This window comes from Streptomyces echinatus (genome assembly GCF_014203595.1).
Classification (GTDB): domain Bacteria; phylum Actinomycetota; class Actinomycetes; order Streptomycetales; family Streptomycetaceae; genus Streptomyces; species Streptomyces echinatus.
Genome location: NZ_JACHJK010000006.1, coordinates 490,930 through 510,932, shown reverse-complemented (window position 1 = coordinate 510,932; position 20,003 = coordinate 490,930). Strand labels below are relative to the sequence as shown.

The window sequence follows — 20,003 nt, the reverse complement described above, 5'->3', positions numbered from 1 at the left end:
CGGCGCCTCGCGGGGCGGGAGTGTCGTCACCGGCCTCCCCTGGCGTGCCGGGCGAGGTGGCGCAGGGCCTCGGCGAACTCCTCGGCCACCCGGCGCACGGTCGCCGTGTCGTGGACGGCGGGCCGGTGGTGCCAGGTGAAGGCGAGCCGGCCGTGCTGCACCGCGCCCACCACCTCCACCGGGTGGGAGCCGGGGTCCCGGGGGTCGTGGTCCTGTCCGAAGGAGCCGTGTTCGGCGCGGACCAGTCCGCCGTCCGCGGTCTCGGGGCGGGCGTCCCACTGGCCGAGGTAGTTGAACACCACCTCTCCGTGCGCCCGGGCACCGAGGCGTTCGCGGACCTCGGGCGGACCGAAGGTGCGCAGCGCGCCGAAGCCGATGCCGTTGCCGGGTACGGCGCGCAGCTGGCGGCGCACCGACTTCACCAGGGACCGCCAGTCCCGGTCGGGGCCGAGGTCGCCGGGGTCGGGCACCTGGACAGCGACGGGGTAGACGGTGGTGAACCAGCCGACGGTGCGGGAGAGGTCGACGCCGTCGAGCAGGTCCTCGCGGCCGTGGCCCTCCAGGTCCAGGCGGACCCGGTCGTGTCCGGTCCAGCGGGCCAGCGCCAGGGAGAGGGCGGCGAGCAGGACGTCGTTGACCCGGGTGCGGTAGGCGGTCGGCGCGGAGCGCAGCAGCGCCGTGGTGTCCTCCTCGCCGAGTTCCACGCTCACCGTGGCGGCCGGTCCGGCGTCGGGCTCGGGGGCGGGTCCGGAGGCGGTGGGCGCGGTGTCCACCGCCTGCTCCCAGTGGGGCAGTTCGTCGTCGAGGCCGCCTTCGGTGACGTGCGCGGCCAGGCGCCGGGACCACTCCAGGAAGCTGGTTCCGCGCTCCCCCAGCGTGACCGGTCCGCCCTGGAGGGCCTGCCGGTAGGCGGTCTCCAGGTCGTCGCGCAGGATGCGCCAGGAGACGGCGTCCACCACCAGGTGGTGGGCGACGAGGAGGAGGAACGCGGGCCGGCCGGGGTCCCCGGTGAACAGGGCCGACCGCAACTGCGGTCCGTGGGCCAGGTCGAAGCCGGCGTGCAGTTCGTCGGCGGCCTTCGCCATGGCGGCGTCGGCCTCCTCCGCGGACAGCCCGGTCAGGTCGTGCGGGACGAGGATGTCGTGGCCGGCGGCGGGCGGCGGGTTGAACTGCCGCCAGCCGTCCTCCTCGCGGGTGAACCGCATGCGCAGCGCGTCGTGGTGGTCGAGGAGGGCGTCGAGCGCGGCCCGCAGCGCCCGCGGGTCGGGGGTCCCGTCGAGCTCCAGCAGCGCCGACTGGTTGAAGTGGTGGTGGGCCGCGCGGGGGGTGGTCAGGAACCACTCCTGGATCGGGGTGAGCGGCACCTCGCCGGTCACCGGGCCGTCGTCGGTCCGCCGGGGCGCGGTGCGGACCACGCGGGCGAGTTCGGCGACGGTCTGGTGCGTGAACAGGTCCCGGGTGGCGACGTGCAGGCCGTCCCGGCGCAGCCGCGAGACCACCTGCATGCTCAGGATGGAGTCGCCGCCGAGCGCGAAGAAGTTGTCGTCGGCGCCGACCTCCTCGATGCCCAGCACATCGGCCCAGATGCGGGCGACCCGGCGTTCGGTGTCGGTGCGCGGCGCGGTCCGCGGGCCGTCGGCGGCCTGGGCCGGGCCGGGCGCGGGCAGGGCCGGCCGGTCGGTCTTGCCGTTCGGGGTGAGCGGCAGCCGGTCGAGCGGTACGAAGACCGAGGGCACCATGTGCGGGGGCAGCAGCCCCGCGAGGTGCAGCCGCAGCTCGCCGACGGGCAGCCCGGTGCCGGACGGCTCCACGGGGACGACGTAGGCGACGAGCCGGGCCGGGGCTCCGGGCGTCTCCTGGGCGCGTACCACGACGGCCGCGTCCCGCACCAGGGGGCTGCGGCGCAGCGCGCTCTCGATCTCACCGGGCTCGATGCGGAAGCCGCGCAGTTTGACCTGGTCGTCGGCGCGTCCGGCGAACCGGAGCCGGCCGTCGGCGGTCCAGCGGACCAGGTCCCCGGTGCGGTACATCCGCTCCCCCGGCGCGCCGAACGGGTCGGGCACGAACCGCTGGGCGGTCAGTCCCGGCCGGCCCAGGTAGCCGCGGGCGAGACCGGGCCCGGCGAGGTACAGCTCGCCGGTGACGCCGGGCGGTACGGGGCGCAGGGCGGCGTCGAGCACCCGGACGCGGGTGTGCCCGGAGGGGCGGCCGATGGACGGGGCGCCGGTGCCGGGGTCCAGCGGGCCGGTCCAGGTGGCCACCACGGTGGCCTCGGTGGGCCCGTAGGAGTTGATCATCCGGCGGCCGGGGGCCCAGGTGTCGACCAGGTCGGCGGGGCAGGCCTCGGCGCCCACGATCAGGGTGCGCAGCTGGGGCAGGGCGGCGGCGGTCTCCGGCGGGACGGTGGCCAGCGCCGCCGGGGGGATCAGCGCCTGGCTGATCCGCCGGCCGGCGAGGACCTCCGCGAGGCGCTCCCCGACCAGGGGGCCCTCCTCGCCGGTGACCAGCGCGGCCCCGCTGAGCAGGGAGACGCACAGCTCCAGCACGGAGGCGTCGAAGCTCGGCGAGGCGAACTGGAGCACCCGGTCGCCGGGACCGGCGGCGTACTGTTCGGCGGCCGCCGCGGCGAAGGAGGCGAGTCCCCGGTGGGTGACGACGACGCCCTTGGGGGTTCCGGTGGAGCCGGAGGTGTAGATGACGTAGGCGGGGTGGGCGGGGGTGAGGGGCGTGGCCCGGTCGCTGTCCGTGGGTGCCGTCTCCGGTCCGTCGGCGGCCCACACCTCGGCCGGGTCACCGAGGACCAGTCGGGCTTCGGCGTCCCGGACCATGAACTCCCGGCGCTGTGGCGGGTAGTCGGGGTCCACGGGCAGGAAGGCGCCGCCGGCCTTGGCGACGGCGAGCTGGGCCACCACGGTCGCCGCCGAGCGGGGCAGCGCCAGGGCCACCACGCTCTCCGGTCCGACGCCGTCCCGGACGAGCCGGTGGGCCAGCCGGTTGGCCGCCCGGTCCACCTCCGCGTAGGTCAGTTCCCGGTCGCCGTCGACCAGCGCCACCGCGTCCGGGGTACGGGCCACCTGGTGCTCGAACAGGGCGGGCAGGGTGGACTCGGGCACCGGCCGGAAGGTGCCCCGGCCCTGGTCCAGTACGGTCTTCAGCTCGTCGTCGGAGGTCAGCGGCAGGGCGCCGAGCGGCCGGCCGGGGTCTTCCGCGACGGCGCCCAGCAGGCTGCCGAGCTGGCCGGCCATGCGCTCGGCCGTGGCCGGGTCGAACAGGTCGGTGTTGTAGGTGAGCAGGCCGTGCAGGGCGCCGGAGCCGGTCTCGGCGAACTCCAGGGTGAGGTCGAACGCGGCCTGTTCCGAGTCCGGTTCGACGTCGGTGACCTCCAGGCCGGGCAGTTCGAGACCGGCGGCCGGGGTGTTCTGCAGGACGACCATGACCTGGAAGAGCGGGCTGCGGCTGGTGTCGCGGACGGGCTGCACCTCGTCCACGACCCGCTCGAACGGCACGTCCTGGTGGGCGAAGGCGTCGAGGACGGTCCGCCGTACGTCGGTCAGGAATCCAGTGAAGGGGCGCTCGGCCTCGGCCCGCGAGCGCAGCACCAGCGTGTTGACGAAGAACCCGACGAGGCCCTGGGTCTCGGGCCGGTCGCGGCCGGAGGTGACGGTGCCGACGGCGATGTCCTCGGTGCCGGAGAGCCGGGCGAGATAGGCCTGGGCGGCGGCGACGAGCGTGGTGAACAGGGTGGTGCCGTGGTCCCTGGCGAGCCGGGTGAGCCGCCGTGCGGTGCGGGCGGGCACCACCAGCCCCGTGGTCGCGCCGGCGCTGGTGCGCACCGGCGGCCGGGGCCGGTCGGTGGGCAGGTCCAGCGGTGCGCCGCCGGCCAGTCGGTCCTTCCAGTAGGCGAGGTGCTCGTCGGCGTCGGCATCCCCGGCGGTGCGCTGCCAGTGCGCGAAGTCGGCGTACTGCACCGGCAGGGGCGGCAGGTCCGGTTCCTCCGTGCCGAGTTCGGCCCGGTAGCAGTGGGCGAGGTCGCCGAGCAGGACGGAGGTGGACCAGCCGTCGGTGACGATGTGGTGCAGGGTCAGGCCGAGTATGTGCTCGTCGTGGGCGAGCCGTACCAGTCCGGCCCGCAGCAGCGGGCCCTCGCGCAGGTCGAAGGGACGGGCGCGCTCCTCCGCGAGCAGGCGGCGCAGAGCCGGCTCCCGTTCGGCCGCGGCGAGTCCGGACAGATCGCGCACGGGCAGCGGTACGTCCTGCGGCGGGTGCGTGATCTGGATGCCGTGGCCGTCGACGCTGTCGAAGGTGGTGCGCAGGGACTCGTGCCGGGCCACCACGGCGCCGAGGGCCGCGCGGAGCGCGCCGGTGTCCAGGGTGCCGCGCAGACGCACGGCGAGCGCGGTGACGTACTCGGCGCCCTCGGGTTCGAACTCCTGGAGGAACCAGAGGCGTTGCTGGGCGTGGGACATCGGCGCGACCGCGTCGCGGGCGACCGGGACGAGCGCCGGGCGGCCGGAGCCCTGCCGGGCGCCGAGCAGGCCGGCCAGCGCGGCCGGGGTGGAGTGGGTGAACACCGCGCGCGGTGTGAGGTCGGTGTCGAAGGTCTCGGCGAGGCGGGAGGCGAGCCGGATGCTGAGGATCGAGTCGCCGCCGAGCTGGAAGAAGTCGTCCTCCACACCGGGTGGTTCGCTGCCCAGCACCTCGCCGAAGACGTCGGCGGTGCGGCGCTCGGTCTCGTTGCGGGGCTCGACCCGGGGGCGCCGGGACCCGGCGTCCGGCGCGGGCAGGGCGGCCCGGTCGACCTTGCCGTTGCGGCTGAGCGGGAGGGCGGCGAGCGGGACGAAGGCGGTGGGGACGAGGTAGTCGGGCAGGGTGCGGCCGGCGAAGGCCCGCAGCTCCTCGGGGTCCGCTCCGGCGGGTCCGACGACGTAGGCCACGAGCCGTTTGGCGCCGGGCCGGTCCTCGCGGGCGAGGACGGCGACGTCCACGACGTCCGGGTGGGCGGCGAGCGCGGCCTCGACCTCGCCGGGCTCCACCCTGAAGCCGCGGATCTTCACCTGGTCGTCGGCGCGGCCGAGGAACTCGACGGTGCCGTCCGGGCGCAGCCGGGCCAGGTCGCCCGTGCGGTACATGCGGGCACCGGGCGGGCCGAGGGGGTCGGCGAGGAAGCGGGCCGCGGTGTCGCCGGGCCGGCCCAGGTAACCGCGGGCGACTCCCTCGCCGGCCAGGTACAGCTCGCCCGGGCAGCCCGGCGGGACCGGCCGCAGCCGGGCGTCGAGGATGTGCGCCCGCATGTCGTCCAGCGGGCGGCCGATGGGAACGGTGTCGGGCACGGCCGCCGGGTCGGTGAGGGCGCAGGAGGTCGCGAAGGTGGTGGTCTCGGTGGGTCCGTAGCCGTCCACGACGGTCAGGCCGGGGCAGGCGGTGAGCACCCGGCGCACGGCCTGGGCGGGGACGACGTCACCGCCGGTCCACACCTGGGCGAGGCCCCGGAAGCAGTCGGGCGTGTCCTGTGCGAGCAGCCGGAACAGCCCGGCGGTGAGCCACAGCGCGGTCGGCCCGCCGTCGCCGGACAGCCGGCGCAGCAGGGCCGCGTCGACGTCCCCGCCCGGGGCCACGACCACGCAGCCGCCGTTGAGGAGCGGCGCCCACACCTCGAAGGTGGCGGCGTCGAAGGCCACCGGCGAATGCAGCAGCACCCGGTCGCAGACGCCGTCGGCGAACCGGCTGTCGGTGGCCAGCGCCGCCACATCCCGGTGCCGGACGGCGACCGCCTTGGGCAGGCCGGTGGAGCCGGAGGTGAACATCACGTAGGCCAGCCGGTCGGGATCGACGGCCGGCACCCGCTCGCACACGGCGGGCGCCTGTTCGGCCTCTCCTCGCGTTGCGGGACGCGTGGACGCGGTCCGCGTCCCCCCGGTGTCGGTGCGGGCCGCGGCCACCTCGCGGGCGGTGAGCCGGGCGGTCGCGCCCGCCTGGGCGAGCAGGACGGCGCGGCGCTCCTCGGGGGCCCGGGTGTCGACGGGGACGTAGGCTCCGCCGGCCAGGAGCACGGCGAGTTCGGCGACGACGAGTTCGGCGGAGCGGTCCATCAGGAGGGCCACCCGGTCCTCCGCCGCCAGGCCGTCGGCCACCAGCCGTCCGGCCAGCGCAGTCGCCCAGTCCCACAGTTGACGGTACGTCAGAACACGGTCACCGTCGTGGACCGCGGGCGCGTCCGGGGTCCTGCTGACCTGCTGGGCGAGCAGGGCCACGGGGCTGCTCGGGGCGGTCCGGCGAGCGGTGGTGTTCCAGGCGGCCAGCAGCTCGTGGTCGGCCCGGGTGAGCAGGTCCAGGTCGGCCAGGTCGGTGTCGAACCCGTCGGCGAGGGCGGTGAGCAGGGCGGCCAGCCGGTCCGCGGCGCGCTCGGCGGTCGCGGGGTCGAACAGGGCGGGGTCGTAGGCCAGGTCGAAGCCGAGCCGCTCGGCCAGGTGGGCGCGCAGGCACCAGGGGAAGGTGGTGGCGTCGTCGGCGCGCACCTCCTCCACCCGGACGCCCGTGCGGGCCGTGGCCGACTCGTCCACCGGGTAGTTCTCGAACACCACCATGCTGTCGAACAGCGCTTCCCCGGTCGGCACTTCGCTGACGGCCTGGATGCGGGGCAGGGCGAGGAAGTCGAAGCGGCGGGCGTCGCTCTGCCGCTCCTGGAGCCCGCGCAGCCACGGCAGCACCGGCCCGGCGGGAACCCGGACACGCGTCGGCACGGTGTTGATGAACATGCCGATCATGCCTTCGACACCGGGCAGTTCGGCCGGGCGGCCGGAGACGGTGGTGCCGAACACCACGTCGTCCCGGCCGCCGGAGCGGGCCAGCAGCAGCGCCCAGGCGCCCTCCACGACGGTGTTGACCGTGAGTCCGGCGCGGGCGGCGGTCTCCCGCAGCCGCCGGGAGACCCCCGCGTCCAGCTCGTGGTGGACGGCGGCTGCGGACCGGGCGCGGTGGGCCTCGGCGGGCGTGCGGTCGTACGGCAGCGGGGTGCGGGCGGTGAACCCGGCGAGGGCGTCGGCCCAGTGCCGTTCGGCCGCGGTCTCGTCCTGCTCGCGCAGCCAGTGCAGGAAGTCCGCGAAGGGCCGCCGCGCCGGGGGTGCCGGATCCGGGCCGCCGGTGAGGGCGGCGTACCGCTCGCAGACCTCGGTGAGCAGCTGCCCGGTGCTCCAGCCGTCGAGGACGATGTGGTGGGTGGACCACAGCAGCAGCACCTCGTCGCCGGGCAGGGCGGCCAGGGTGAGGCGGGTGAGCGGCGCGGTGGTGAGGTCCATGCCGGCCGTGCGGTCCTCGGCGAGCAGCCGCTCGGTCGCCTCCCTGCGCTGAGCCGGGGTCAGGCCGCGCCAGTCGAGGTGGGTGACGGGCAGCTCGGCGCGGCGGTGGACCACCTGGACCGGGTGGGGCAGACCGTGCCAGTGGACGCTGGTGCGCAGCGCCTGGGTGCGGTCGGCGACCTGCCGCCAGGCCGTGGCGAAGGCGCGCGGGTCGGCCACGCCGGACAGCCGTACGGCCGTACGGTCGAAATAGGCGTGCTCCGTGTCCACCAGGCCGTGGAAGAGCATGCCGGACTGGAGCGGGGTGAGCGGCAGGACGTCCTCGACGGCCCGGCCGGTGCCGACGAGCCGGTCCAGCTGGTCCTGTCCGAGTCCGGCGAGGGGGAAGTCGGAGGGGGTACGGCCGCCCGCCCCGGGGCGGGCGCAGTGCGCCACGATGTCCCGCAGGGCCGCGAGCATGCCCTCGGCGAGCCGGCGGACGGTGGCCTCGTCGTAGACGGCCGACGGGTAGGTCCAGCCGAGTTCGAGGCGGCCCTCCTGCACCACTCCGGTGATGTCCAGCAGGTAGGGGCGGGGTTCGTCCGGGTCGGTGTCCCGGCCGGCCGGGGGCAGGGAGCCGCGGAACAGGCCGTCGGCGCCGCCGGTGTCCCACTGGCCGTGGTAGTTGAAGCCGACGCGTGGTGCGGGGGCCCCGGCGAGCGGGCTGCCGGGCACGAGGTGGCACAGGGCTCCGTGGCTCAGGCCGCGCAGCGGTACCGCGCGCAGCTGTTCCTTGACCGAGCGGAGGGTGTCGTGCCAGCCGGCGTCCGGGCCGGCGGTGAGCGCGAGCGGGTACTCGGCGGTGAACCAGCCCACGGTCCGTGACAGGTCGGCGTCCTCGAAGAGGTCCTCCCGGCCGTGGCCCTCGACGCCCAGCAGGACGGTGTCGCGCCCGCACCAGCGGGCCAGGGTGCGGCCGAGGGCGCTGAGCAGGACGTCGTTGACCTGGGTGCGGTAGGTCTCCGGGACCTTGCGCAGCAGGGCGTCGGTGGTGTCCGCGTCCAGGGTGACCGTGAGGGCGGCCGCGGTGCCGTGGGTGTTCGGTCCGGGCCGGCCGGGGGGCAGCTCGGCCGGGGCCGCAACGGTGCGGGTCCAGTACGCCAGGTCGGCGTCCAGGGCGCCGGAGCGGGTGTGCCGGTCGAGCCGGTCGGCCCAGTGGCCGTAGGAGGTGCCCGTGGCGGGCAGCTCGACCGGGGCGCCGGCCGCGGCCGCCCGGTGCGCGGTCTCCAGGTCGGCCAGCAGGATGCGCCAGGAGACCCCGTCGATCACCAGGTGGTGCGCGGTGACGACGAGTTGTCCGGACCGGCCCGGTCCGCGGTCCAGGAACAGGACGCGTACGACCCGTCCGGTGGTGGGGTCGAGGGCGGCCTGCGCCTCGTCGGTGAGCCGCTGGACCTCGCTCTCCAGCGCCGTGTCGTCCAGCCCCGCCGTGTCGTGCCGGGTGAAGACGCCTTCCGGTGCGTCGGGCAGGACTTCCTGGCGCCAGCCGTCGTCGGTGCGGCGGAAGAGGGTGCGCAGGGCCGCGTGGTGCCGTACGAGGGCGCCGGTGGCGTCCCGGAGTGCCCGGCCGTCCGTGTCCGGGGCGAGTTCCAGGCGCTGTGTCATGGTGAAGCGGAGCGGGCGCGCGGGGTCGCGGCCGTCCAGGTACCAGTGCTGGATCGGCGTGAGCGGCGCCTCGCGGGGCGCGGTGCCGGCGGCGGACTCGCTCGGCGGCTCCGACTCCTTGGTGCGCAGGGCGAGTTCGGCCACCGTCTGGTGCCGGAAGACGTCCTTGGTGGTGAGGGCGAGTCCGGCCTGCCGGGCCCGGGAGACGATCTGGATGCTCAGGATGGAGTCGCCGCCGAGGGCGAAGAAGTTGTCGTGCGCGCCGACGCGTTCGACACCGAGCACCTCCGTCCAGATCGCGGCCAGCCGCTCCTCCGGGCCGGGCCGGGGGGCGACGTACGGGGTGGTGCCGTCGGGCTGTGCGGGCGGGTCGGGCAGGGCGCGCCGGTCGGTCTTGCCGCTGGTGGTGCGGGGGATGCGGGCGAGCGTGACGAACGCGGCGGGCACCATGTGGTCGGGCAGGGTGCGGCGCAGTGCGAGGCGCAGGGCGTCGGCGGACGGGGCGCGGCCGTCGGCGGGCACCACGTAGCCGACGAGCATCCGGCGCCCGGCGTGTTCGCGCGCGGCGACCGCGGCGTCGGCGACGTCCGGGTGGTCCCGGAGGGCGGCCTCCACCTCGCCGGGCTCGATGCGGAACCCTCGGATCTTGACCTGCTCGTCCACCCGGCCCAGGAACTCCAGCAGGCCGTCCCCGTCCCAGCGGGCGCGGTCCCCGGTGCGGTACATCCGCTCCCCCGGTGCCCCGAACGGGTCGGCGAGGAAGCGGGCGGCGGTGAGGCCGGGCCGGTGGAGGTAGCCGCGGGCCACCTGCGCCCCGGCCAGGTACAGCTCGCCGGGCACCCCGGGCGGGACCGGGCGCAGGGCGCCGTCGAGCACGTGGGCGCGCAGGTTGCCGCCGGGACGGCCGATGACCGGGCGGTCGGGCCGGTCGGCGCAGCGGCCGTAGACGGCGTCGACGGTGGTCTCGGTGGGGCCGTACATGTTGTACACCGCCACGCCCAGCTCCCGTTCGGCGCGCACGAGGTCGCGCCAGTCGGCCGGGGTGACGGCCTCGCCGCCGACGAGCAGCAGCCGCGGGTGGTGGCGGCCGGGGGCGAGCAGGCCGGCGGAGGTCAGTTCGCGCAGGTAGGACGGGGTGACGTTCACCAGGTCGAGCCGGTGCTCGACGACCTGGTCGCAGAACGCCTGCGGGTCCAGGCGGACGTCCTCGTCGATCAGGTGGACGTGGTGCCCGAGGGCGAGGAGCAGTGGTCCTTCCCAGGAGGTGTCGAAGGAGAAGGAGGCGCTGAGGGCGGCTCGCAGCCGCCGTCCGCCGGTGGTGTGCGGGGCGAGCAGGCCGGTGCGGTGGTCGTGGCAGAGGTTGACCAGCTGCCGGTGTTCGACGGCGACACCCTTGGGGCGGCCGGTGGAGCCGGAGGTGTAGACGACGTAGGCGGTGTGTTCCGGCAGCAGCGGCCGGACGCGGTCGGCGTCGGTGGGGTCGTGGGCGGGCAGCCGGTCCCAGGGCACCGCGCCGAGGTCGGTCAGCAGGGTGTGCGGCCGGGCGTCGGCGAGGAGGAAGTCCGCTCGCTCCGGCGGGAGTTCCGGTTCCAGGCAGAGCAGTGCGGCGCCGGACTTGAGAACCGCGAGGAGCGCCACCACCAGGTCGGAGGTGCGCGGCAGCCGTACGGCGACCACGTCCTCGGGTCCGGCGCCGTGGGCGATGAGGTGGTGGGCGAGCCGGTTGGCCCGCTCGTTCAGCGCGGCGAAGGCCAGGGTGGTGTCGCGGGCGGCCAGGGCCGTGTGGTGCGGGGTGCGGGCGGCCTGGGCCTCGAACAGTGCGGGGAAGGTGGTGTCCGGCCGGGGCAGCGGGGCTCCCCGCCCGTGGCGGAGCACCTGCCGTCGCTCGTCGTCGGTCATCAGCGGCAGCCGGCCCACGGGCCGCTCCGGGTCCTCGGCGACGGCCTCCAGCAGGACGCGCAGCCGGCCGGCGAGGCGTTCGGCGGTGTCGGCGTCGAAGAGGCCGGTGTTGTACTCGAGGTGGCCGGTGAGTCCGTCGTCGCCGGCCACGAAGTCGAAGGCGAGGTCGAAGGTGGCGTTGCGGACCGGCGGGGTCAGCGGCTCCACCGCCAGCCCTGGCAGCCGGGGCGGCTCGGCGTCGAGGTTGTGCAGGGCGACCATGACCTGGAAGAGCGGGGTGCGGCTGGTGTCCCGCTCGGGCTGGAGGGCGTCGACCACGCGCTCGAAGGGCACCTCCTGGTGGGCGAACGCCTCCAGGACGGACGTGCGCACCTCGGCCAGCAGCTCCCGGAAGGGCAGCTCGGGGCGGACCCGGGCGCGCAGCACCAGCGTGTTGACGAACATGCCGACGACGTCGTGCAGTTCGGGTCGTTCGCGGCCGGCGGTGACGGTGCCGACGGTGACGTCCGGCCGGCCGGCCCAGCGGGCGAGCAGGATCTGGCAGGCGGTCACCAGGGTCATGTACAGGGTGGCGTCGGCGTCCCGGCCGCGCTCGCGCAGCCGCTCGGTCAGCGCGGCGGGCAGAGTGAACGTCACCAGGGCGCCGTCGCGGGTGCGGACGGCCGGGCGTGGCCGGTCGGTGGGCAGTTCGAGCGGGGTGACGCCGTCCAGGGCACGGCGCCAGTAGACCAGTTCGGCCTCGGCACGGTCGGCGCGGGCGCGCTGCCAGGCCGCGTAGTCGGTGTAGCGCACGGGCAGTGCGGGCAGCTCGGGGGCGCGGTGCTCCAGGGCCGCCGCGTAGAGCTCGCCCAGGTCGCGGGCGAGCACGCCGCCGGACCAGCCGTCGGTGACGATGTGGTGCACGGCCAGGACGAGGACGTGCTCGTCGGCGGCGAGCCGGGCCAGGCGGGCGCGCAGCAGGGGGCCGGCGGCCAGGTCGAAGGCGGTGGCGGCCGCGCGGTCCAGGAGGGCGTCCAGGGCCGCGGTGTCGGGGAGGTCCTCCACGGGCAGGTCCACAGGCCGCGGCGGGTGCACGATCTGCCGGGCCTGGCCGTCGTGTTCGGCGAAGGTGGTGCGCAGGGTCTCGTGCCGGGCGACCAGGCCGTTCAGGGCGGTGTGCAGGGCGGCGGTGTCGAGCGGGCCGTGCAGCCGCAGCACGGACAGGGTCGTGTACTCGGTGCTGCCCGGCTCGAACCGGTCGAGGAACCACAGGCGTTGCTGGGCGTACGACAGGGGTGCCGGGGTGTCCGCGGCGGCGGCCGGGATGGCGTCGGCGGCGGCCTGGGTCAGGGGCTCGTCCAGCGCCGCCGCGAGGCCGGACAGCGTGGAGTGGGTGAACAGCAGCCGGGGCGAGACGTCCGTGCCGAAGGCGGCGCGCAGCCGGGAGGTGACGCGTACGGCGAGGATGGAGTCGCCGCCGAGGGCGAAGAAGTCGTCGTCGGCGCCGACCTCGTCGGTGTCCAGGACGTCCGTCCAGGCGGCGGCGACCAGCCGTTCGGCGGGGGTGCGCAGCGGGGTCCGCGCGCGGTCGGCGGCGAAGCCGTCGGGGCCGGGTGCGGGCAGGGCGCGCCGGTCGAGCTTGCCGTTGACGGTGAGGGGCAGCGCGGCCATCGGGACATAGGCGGCCGGCACCATGTGCGCGGGCAGCAGCCCCTCCAGATGGGCGCGGAGTTCACCGGCGGACGGGGGTGCGGGGCGGTCGCCGGTGCCGGTGCCGGTGCCGGTGCCGGTGCCGGTTGCGACGATGTGGGCGACCAGCCGGCGGGTGCCGGCCGTGTCCTCGTACACGCCGACGGTGGCGGCGGCCACGCCCGGGTGGGTGTGCAGGGCGGCCTCGATCTCGCCGGGTTCGATGCGGTAGCCGCGGATCTTGACCTGCTGGTCGGCGCGGCCCAGGTACTCCAGGGTGCCGTCGGCCCGCCAGCGGGCCCGGTCGCCCGTGCGGTACATGCGGGTGCCGGGCCGGCCGAACGGGTCGGCGAGGAACCGGGTCGCGGTGAGCCCGGGCCGGTTCAGATAGCCGCGGGCCAGGCCCTCGCCGGCGACGAACAGCTCGCCGACGGCGCCGGGCGGCACCGGCCGGAGGGTGTCGTCGAGGACGTAGAGCCGTAGGTCGGGGATGCCGGTACCGATGGGGCTCGCGGTGTGGGCGCGGACCGTCGGGCGGTCGAGCGCGGCGTAGGTGACGTGCACGGTGGTCTCGGTGATGCCGTACATGTTCACCAGGCGGGGCGCGGTGTCCGGGTGCCGGTCGTACCAGTCGGCGAGCCGGGTCACGTCGAGCGCCTCGCCGCCGAAGATCACCGTGCGCAGCGCGAGCCGGCCGGCGGTGCCGGGCCGTTCGGCTTCCGCCCGGATCAGCGGATAGAAGGCGGACGGTGTCTGGTTGAGGACGGTGACCCGCTCGTCGGTGAGCAGGCGCAGGAAGTCCTCCGGGGAGCGGGCGGTGTCCTCGGGGACGATCACGAGCCGGCCGCCGTGCAGCAGCGGGCCCCACAGCTCCCACACCGAGAAGTCGAAGGCGTAGGAGTGGAACAGCGTCCACACGTCGTCGGGGCCGAAGCCGAACCAGTGCCGGGTGCGGGTGAACAGCCGCACCACGTTGGCGTGCGGGACGACGACGCCCTTGGGCCGGCCGGTGGAGCCGGAGGTGAAGATGGCGTAGGCGGGGCTCTCGGGCAGGGCACGGCGGGCCGGTCCGGCGGCCGGACGGCGGGCCAGATCGGCCCGTACCCCGGGGTCGTCCAGCGGCAGGAGCGGCACCGTGGTGTCGACCGGGGTCCCCGTCGTGGTCACCAGTGTCACCGGCCCGGCGTCCGCGAGCAGCTGCCGGACGCGTTCCGCGGGAAGCGCGGGGTCGATGGGCAGGTAGGCGGCGCCGGTCTTGAGCACGGCGAGGACGGCCACGACGAGGTCGGTGGAGCGGGGCAGCGCGAGGGCGACGAACTTCTCCGGTCCGGCGCCGAGTTCGGCGAGCCGGTGGGCGAGCCGTCCGGAGCGCGCGTCCAGGGTGGCGTAGTCGAGCCGGTCGTCGCCGCAGGTGACGGCCTCGGCGTGGGGGGTGCGGGCGGCCTGGGCCGCGAAGAGACCGTCGAGGGTGGCGTCGGGCCGGCCCTCCTCGGTGCCGTTCCAGTCGGACAGCATCCGCCGCCGTTCCCCGGCGGTCGTCCAGGCGAGGGCGCGCACGGGCCGGTCCGGATCGTCGGCCAGCTCGGTGAGCAGCAGGCACAGCCGGTCGGCGAGGCTCCGCACGGTGGTGGCGTCGAACAGTTCGGGGTCGTAGGCGAGGTCGAAGCCGAACCGTTCGCCCTGGTAGGCCCGCAGCACGAGCGGGTAGTTGGTGGCGTCGCGGGCGGAGACGTCGGCCAGGCGTATGCCGGAGGCGGCCGAACGGGCGTCGTCGAAGGGGTAGTTCTCGAAGGCCACCATGCTGTCGAACAGCGGGCTGCCGGAGGGTACGTCGCTCAGCGAGGTCAGCTCGGCGAGGGACACCGCCGCGAACCGCCGTGCCTCGGCCTGTGCCTCCTGCAGTTCCCGGAGCCAGTCGGTGGCGGTGCGGTCCCCGTCGACGCGGACGCGGGTGGGCAGGGTGTTGATGAACATGCCCACCATGGACTCGACGCCGGGCAGGTCGTCGGGGCGTCCGGAGACGGTGGTCCCGAACAGCACGTCCCGCTCGGCGCTGTAGCGGGACAGCAGCAGCGCCCAGACGCCCTGCACCACGGTGCCCAGGGTGAGTCCGGCGGCGCGGGCGGTGCGGGCCAGCCGCGCGGAGACCTCGTCGTTCAGCCCGGCCGTGTGCACCCCCGCGGACCGGGTCTCGTGTCCCGGGCGCCGGGCGCGGTCGACGGGCAGCGGGGTGGGGGTGGCGAACCCGGTGAGCACGTCCCGCCAGTGCGCCTTGGCGGCCGCGCCGTCCTGGCCGGCCAGCCAGCGCACGTAGTCGCCGAACGGCCGGCGCGCCGGTGGCCGAGGAGTGGCGCCGGTGGTGAGTGCCGTGTACTCCTCGAACACCTCGGTGAGCACCTGGGCCAGGCTCCAGCCGTCCAGGATCAGATGGTGGGAGGTCCACAGCAGCTGCAGCCGGGCGTCGGGCAGCCGGACCAGGGTGAGCCGCATCAGGGGCGCCGTGCCGAGGTCGAGGCCGCGTCGGAGGTCGTCGGCGCGCAGCCGGGCCAGCCGCTCGGCCCGTTCCGCCGCGGCCGCCTCCCGCCAGTCCGACAGAGTGACGGGGACCTCGACGCGGCGGTGGACGACCTGGAGCGGCACCGGCACGCCCTCCCACACCACGGAGGTGCGCAGGGCGGGGGTGCGATCGGTCACCCGCTGCCAGGCCACGGCGAGGGCGTCGGGGTCGGTCACCCCTTCCAGCAGCAGTGCGGCCTGGTCGACGTACACGTCGTCCGGTCCGCCGACCAGCCGGTGGAAGAGCATGCCCTCCTGGAGCGGGGTGAGCGGCAGCAGGTCCTCGACGTCCCGGCCGTCCCCGGCGAGGCGGTCCACTCCGGCCTGGTCGAGGCGGGCCAGCGGGAAGTCGGAAGGGGTACGGCCGCCCGCGCCGGGGCGGGAGCAGTGCTCGGTGATGGCGGTGAGGGCCCGGACCATGCCGTCGGCCAGTTCCCGGACGGTGCCGGGCCGGTGCACCTGGTCGCTGTAGTGCCAGGTGATCTCCAGTTCGCCGTCGGCGACCAGGGCGGACACATCGAGGAGGTGGTCCAGCGGCGCGCCGGGGTCCATGTCGCGGCCGGGTACGTCGGCGACGGGCGCGAAGTCCCCTCCGGCGGGTGCCTCCCACTGGCCGTGGTAGGTGAAGCACACCTGCGGGAGCGGGAGTTCGGCGAGGGCGCGGGCTTCCGGCCGGGGCGAGCCGAGGTGGCCCAGCGCCTGGTAGCCCAGGCCGCGGCGGGGCACGGCCCGCAGCCGCTCCTTGACGGCCTTGAGCGTGGCGCCCCAGTCGTCCGGGCCCGCCGGGGTCAGCGTGACCGGGTACTGGGTGGTGAACCAGCCGACCGTGCGCGACAGGTCGGCCCCCTCGGCCAGGTCCTCCTCCCGGCCGTGGCCCTCCAGGGCGACGGTCACCCGGTCCGCGCCCGTCCAGTCGGCCAGCACCCGGCCCAGCGCGCTCAGCAGCACGTCGTTGACCTGGGTGCGGTACACGCCCGGCACCCGCCGCAGCAGCGCCTCCGTGGTCGCGCGGTCCACCCGCGTGCGGACGGTGCGGACGGACCCGGCGAGCGGGGTGCCGGGGAGGTCGACGGGGAGCGGGGTGCGGGGCTGCGCGGCCTCCCGCGTCCAGTACGGCAGGTCGTCGTCCAGATCGCCGGCCCGGACCCGGCCGGCCAGGGCGCGCGCCCAGTCGGCGAAGGCGGTGTGCTCGGGTTCCGGCCGGGGCTCCTCGCCCGCCGCGGCCTGCCGGTAGGCCCGTTCCAGGGCGGCCAGCAGCACGCGCCAGGAGACGCTGTCGACGGCCAGGTGGTGGACCGTCAGGAACAGCCGGGGACGCTCCGGGCCGGTGAGCAGGGCCGCGCGCAGCAGGGCCCCGGTCTCCGGGTCCAGGGCCGCGCGGGCGGCCTCCGCGGCCTCGGCGGGTGGGGTGCCGGGGCCGTGACGGGTGAGCAGTCCGGTGGCCGGGCCGGTGCCGGGGAGCTGCCGCCGGCCCCGCGCCGTGCGGACGAAGCGAGTCCGCAGCGCCGGGTGATGGGCGACGACGGCCTCCAACGCCCGCTCCAGCGCCCCCTCGTCGAGGTCGTGCGGCAGGTCCAGCAGCATCGACATGGTGAAGTGCGCGAGCGGCCCATGGGTGGCGAAGAACCACTCCTGGACCGGGGTGAGCGGTGCGGGCCCGTCCTCGTGCGGCAGCCGGGGTGCGGGCACGCCGGCGGTGCGCCGGGACGCGGCGGCGGCCAGGTCGGCGACCGTCTGGTGCCGGAAGACGTCCTGAGAGCCGATGCCGAGGCCCGCGGCGCGGGCCCGGGAGACGGCCTGGATGCTCAGGATCGAGTCGCCGCCCAGTTCGAAGAAGTTGTCCGTGACACCCACCCGGGCCACCCCGAGCACCTCGGCCCAGATGCCGGCCAGGGTCTCCTCGGCGGGGGTGCGCGGAGCGACGAACTCCCTTTCACCGTCGCCGCCTTCGAGGTCGGGGGCGGGCAGGGCGCGGCGGTCCAGCTTGCCGCTGGTGGTCAGCGGCAGCGCGTCCAGCGCGGTGAAGGAGGACGGCACCCAGGGGTCCGGCAGGACGCGGCGCAGGGCCGCCCGCAGTTCGGCGGCGGCGGGCCGGGGCGCGCCGGGCGCGGCGACGACGTAGGCGGCGAGGCGGGTGTGGCCGTGCGTGTCGGGCACGGCGACGACCGCGGCGGCGGCGACGCCGGGCAGGGCGAGCAGGGCGGCCTCGATCTCGCCGGGCTCGATGCGGTGGCCGCGCACCTTGACCTGGTCGTCGGCGCGGCCGAGGTAGTCGAGGCGCCCGTCGGCGGTCCACCGGGCCAGGTCGCCGGTGCGGTACATGCGGGTGCCGGGCGGCCCGTACGGGTCGGGCAGGAAGCGGGCCGCGGTCAGGCCCGGCCGGCCGGCGTAGCCCCGGGCCAGCTGGGCGCCGGCGAGGTACAGCTCGCCGCCGACGCCGGGCGGCACCGGCTGGAGCCGGTCGTCCAGCACGTAGGCGCGTGTCCCGGGCAGGGGGCGGCCCACCAGCGGGCGGTCCCCGCCCTCGATGCGGCAGGACAGGGCGTCGACCGTGCACTCGGTGGGCCCGTAGAAGTTGTGGGCGGTCACGTCCGGGTGGGCGGCCAGCTCGCGCCACAGCGCGGGGCCGACCGCCTCGCCGCCGAGCATCAGGACCCGGGGGTGGTGCCGGGGGTCGGTGAGCAACCCGGCGGGCAGCAACTGCCGCAGGTAGGAGGGGGTGACGTCGAGGAAGTCGACACGGTGCTCGACGACGTACTCGACCAGCGCGGCCGGGTCCATCCGGGTCACCTCGTCGACCAGGTGCAGGGGATGGCCGTCGGCCATCAGCAGCACGCCTTCGAGGGAGGTGTCGAAGGAGAAGGACGCGGTGAGCGCGACCCGCAGCGGGCCGCCGCCCGCCTCGGCGACGAAGCCGGCCCGGTGGGCGGCCAGCAGGCGGGCCGCCGAGCGGTGGGTGACGGCGACGCCCTTGGGGCGGCCGGTGGAGCCGGAGGTGTAGATGACGTAGGCGGTGTGGTCGGGGTGCAGCGGGGCGCGCCGGTCGCTGTCGGTGGGGTCGGTGTCCGGGGCGGTGGCGGGTATCCGGCGAAGGGCGGCCTCGTCCAGGACCAGGGCCGGGCGCGCGTCGTCCAGCAGGAAGCGGATGCGTTCCCCGGGCAGCGCCGGGTCGAGCGGCAGGTAGCCGGCGCCGGACTTCCAGACGGCGAGGATCGCGACGATCATGTCGGCGGTGCGCGGCAGCCGCAGCGCGACCAGCTCTTCGGGTCCCGCGCCCTGCGCGATGAGGTGGTGGGCGAGCCGGTTGGCGCGGGCGTTGAGCGTGCCGTAGTCCAGCCGTTCGCCGGCCGCGACGAGGGCGAGGGCGTCGGGGGTGCGGGCCGCGCGGCGCTCGAAGAGGACCGGGTGGGGGGTGTCGTCCACGGGGTGGGGTGCCGGGGTGTTCCAGTCGTGGACGACGCGCCGCACCTCCTCCGCGGACATCAGGGGCAGGCTGCCCAGCGGGCGGTCCGGCGTGTCGGTGGCGCCCCGGAGCAGGCGCAGCAGCTGTCCGGCCAGCCGTTCGGCCGTGGCGGTGTCGAACAGGTCGGTGCGGTACTCCAGCAGACCGGTCAGCTCCGTGCCGTCGGGCACGAACTCGATGCTGAGGTCGAAGGTGGCCGCCTGCCGGGGCACGGTGACCGGGGTGGTGGCGAGCCCGCGCGGGGCGGTGGCGGCGGGCGGGTCGGGGTGCAGCAGGACCATCACGTCGAACAGCGGGTTGCGGCCCGCCTCGCGGGGTGCGCCCACCGCCTCCACGATCCGCTCGAACGGTGTGTCACCGTGCGCGAAGGCGTCGTTGACCGTGTCGGCCGCCCTGGTGAGCAGGTCGTGGAAGGACCCGGAGGGGTCCACCGGGGTGCGCAGCACGACGGTGTTGACGAAGAACCCGACGGTCCGTTCGAGGTCGGTGCGGGACCGGCCGGGGGTGAGGGAGCCGACCGTGATGTCGTCCTGGCCCGACCAGCGGGCCAGCAGGGCCTGGGTGGCGGCGACCAGGGCGGTGTGCAGGGTGCTGTGGTGTTCTCTCGCGAGGTCGCGCAGGCGGGCGGTGAGGCCGGCGGGGACGGTGAAGGTGTGGACGGCGCCCTCGCCCGCCTCCTCGCCGCGTCGCGGCCGGTCCAGGGGCAGTTCGGGTGCCACCGCCCCGGACAGCCGCTCCTTCCAGTGGTCGAGGGCGCGTTCGAGGCGGGCCCCGGAGAGCTGTTCCCGCTGCCACACCGCGAAGTCCGGGTACTGCGTGGCCACCGGGGGCAGTTCCGGGGCGGTGCCCTGCGCGAGGGCGTCGTAGGCGGTGCACAGCTCGTCCAGGACCAGGCCCATCGACCAGCCGTCCGTGACGATGTGGTGGGCCGTCAGGAGCAGGACGTGCGAGGTGGCGGACTCGCGCAGCAGCAGGGCACGCAGCAGGGGCCCGTCGGTCAGGTCGAAGGGGCGGGAGTACTCCGCGAGCAGGTCCGCGTCGAGGTCACCGGTGTCCCGCAGCGGCAGCGGCACGGGTGCCGCCGGACGCACGCGCTGCACCGGCCGGCCGTCGGTCTCCTCGAAGGTGGTGCGCAGGGCCTCGTGCCGGGCCACGACGGCGGCCAGGGCCGCGCCCAGCGCCTCGCGGTCCGGGGCGCCGGTGAGGCGGACCGCGACGGCGCTGTTGTAGCGGGCGTCGCCGGGCCGCAGCCGGTCCAGGAACCACAGGCGCTGCTGCGCGAAGGAGAGGGGCAGCGGGTGCTCCCGGCCGGCGCGCGGGATGCCCGGCCGGGGGACGCGGGACGCGCCGCCGGCCCGTCCGGCGAGCCGCCGTCGCAGCGCCTCCCGCATCTCCTCGGGCAGCGCCTCGGCCCGGTCCCGCTTGGAGGACCGCGCGGGACCGGAGGGGTTCGAAGGGGTCGAAGACGTCATGGTCGT

At 76.0% G+C, this 20,003-nt stretch carries 1 protein-coding gene; it reads right to left on the bottom strand.

Going from position 1 to position 20,003, the window contains the following annotated elements:
* Nucleotides 1–26 precede the first annotated feature (26 nt).
* Nucleotides 27–19,997, bottom strand: a complete 19,971-nt coding sequence (locus tag FHS34_RS19725; RefSeq protein ID WP_184967122.1) for a non-ribosomal peptide synthase/polyketide synthase — start codon at nt 19,995–19,997, stop codon at nt 27–29.
* Nucleotides 19,998–20,003: the final 6 nt, after the last annotated feature.

What these genes read in the sequence shown, in the direction of transcription:
- FHS34_RS19725 (WP_184967122.1), bottom strand. Translation starts at nt 19,997, where the DNA reads ATGACGTCTTCGACCCCTTCGAACCCCTCCGGTCCCGCGCGGTCCTCC.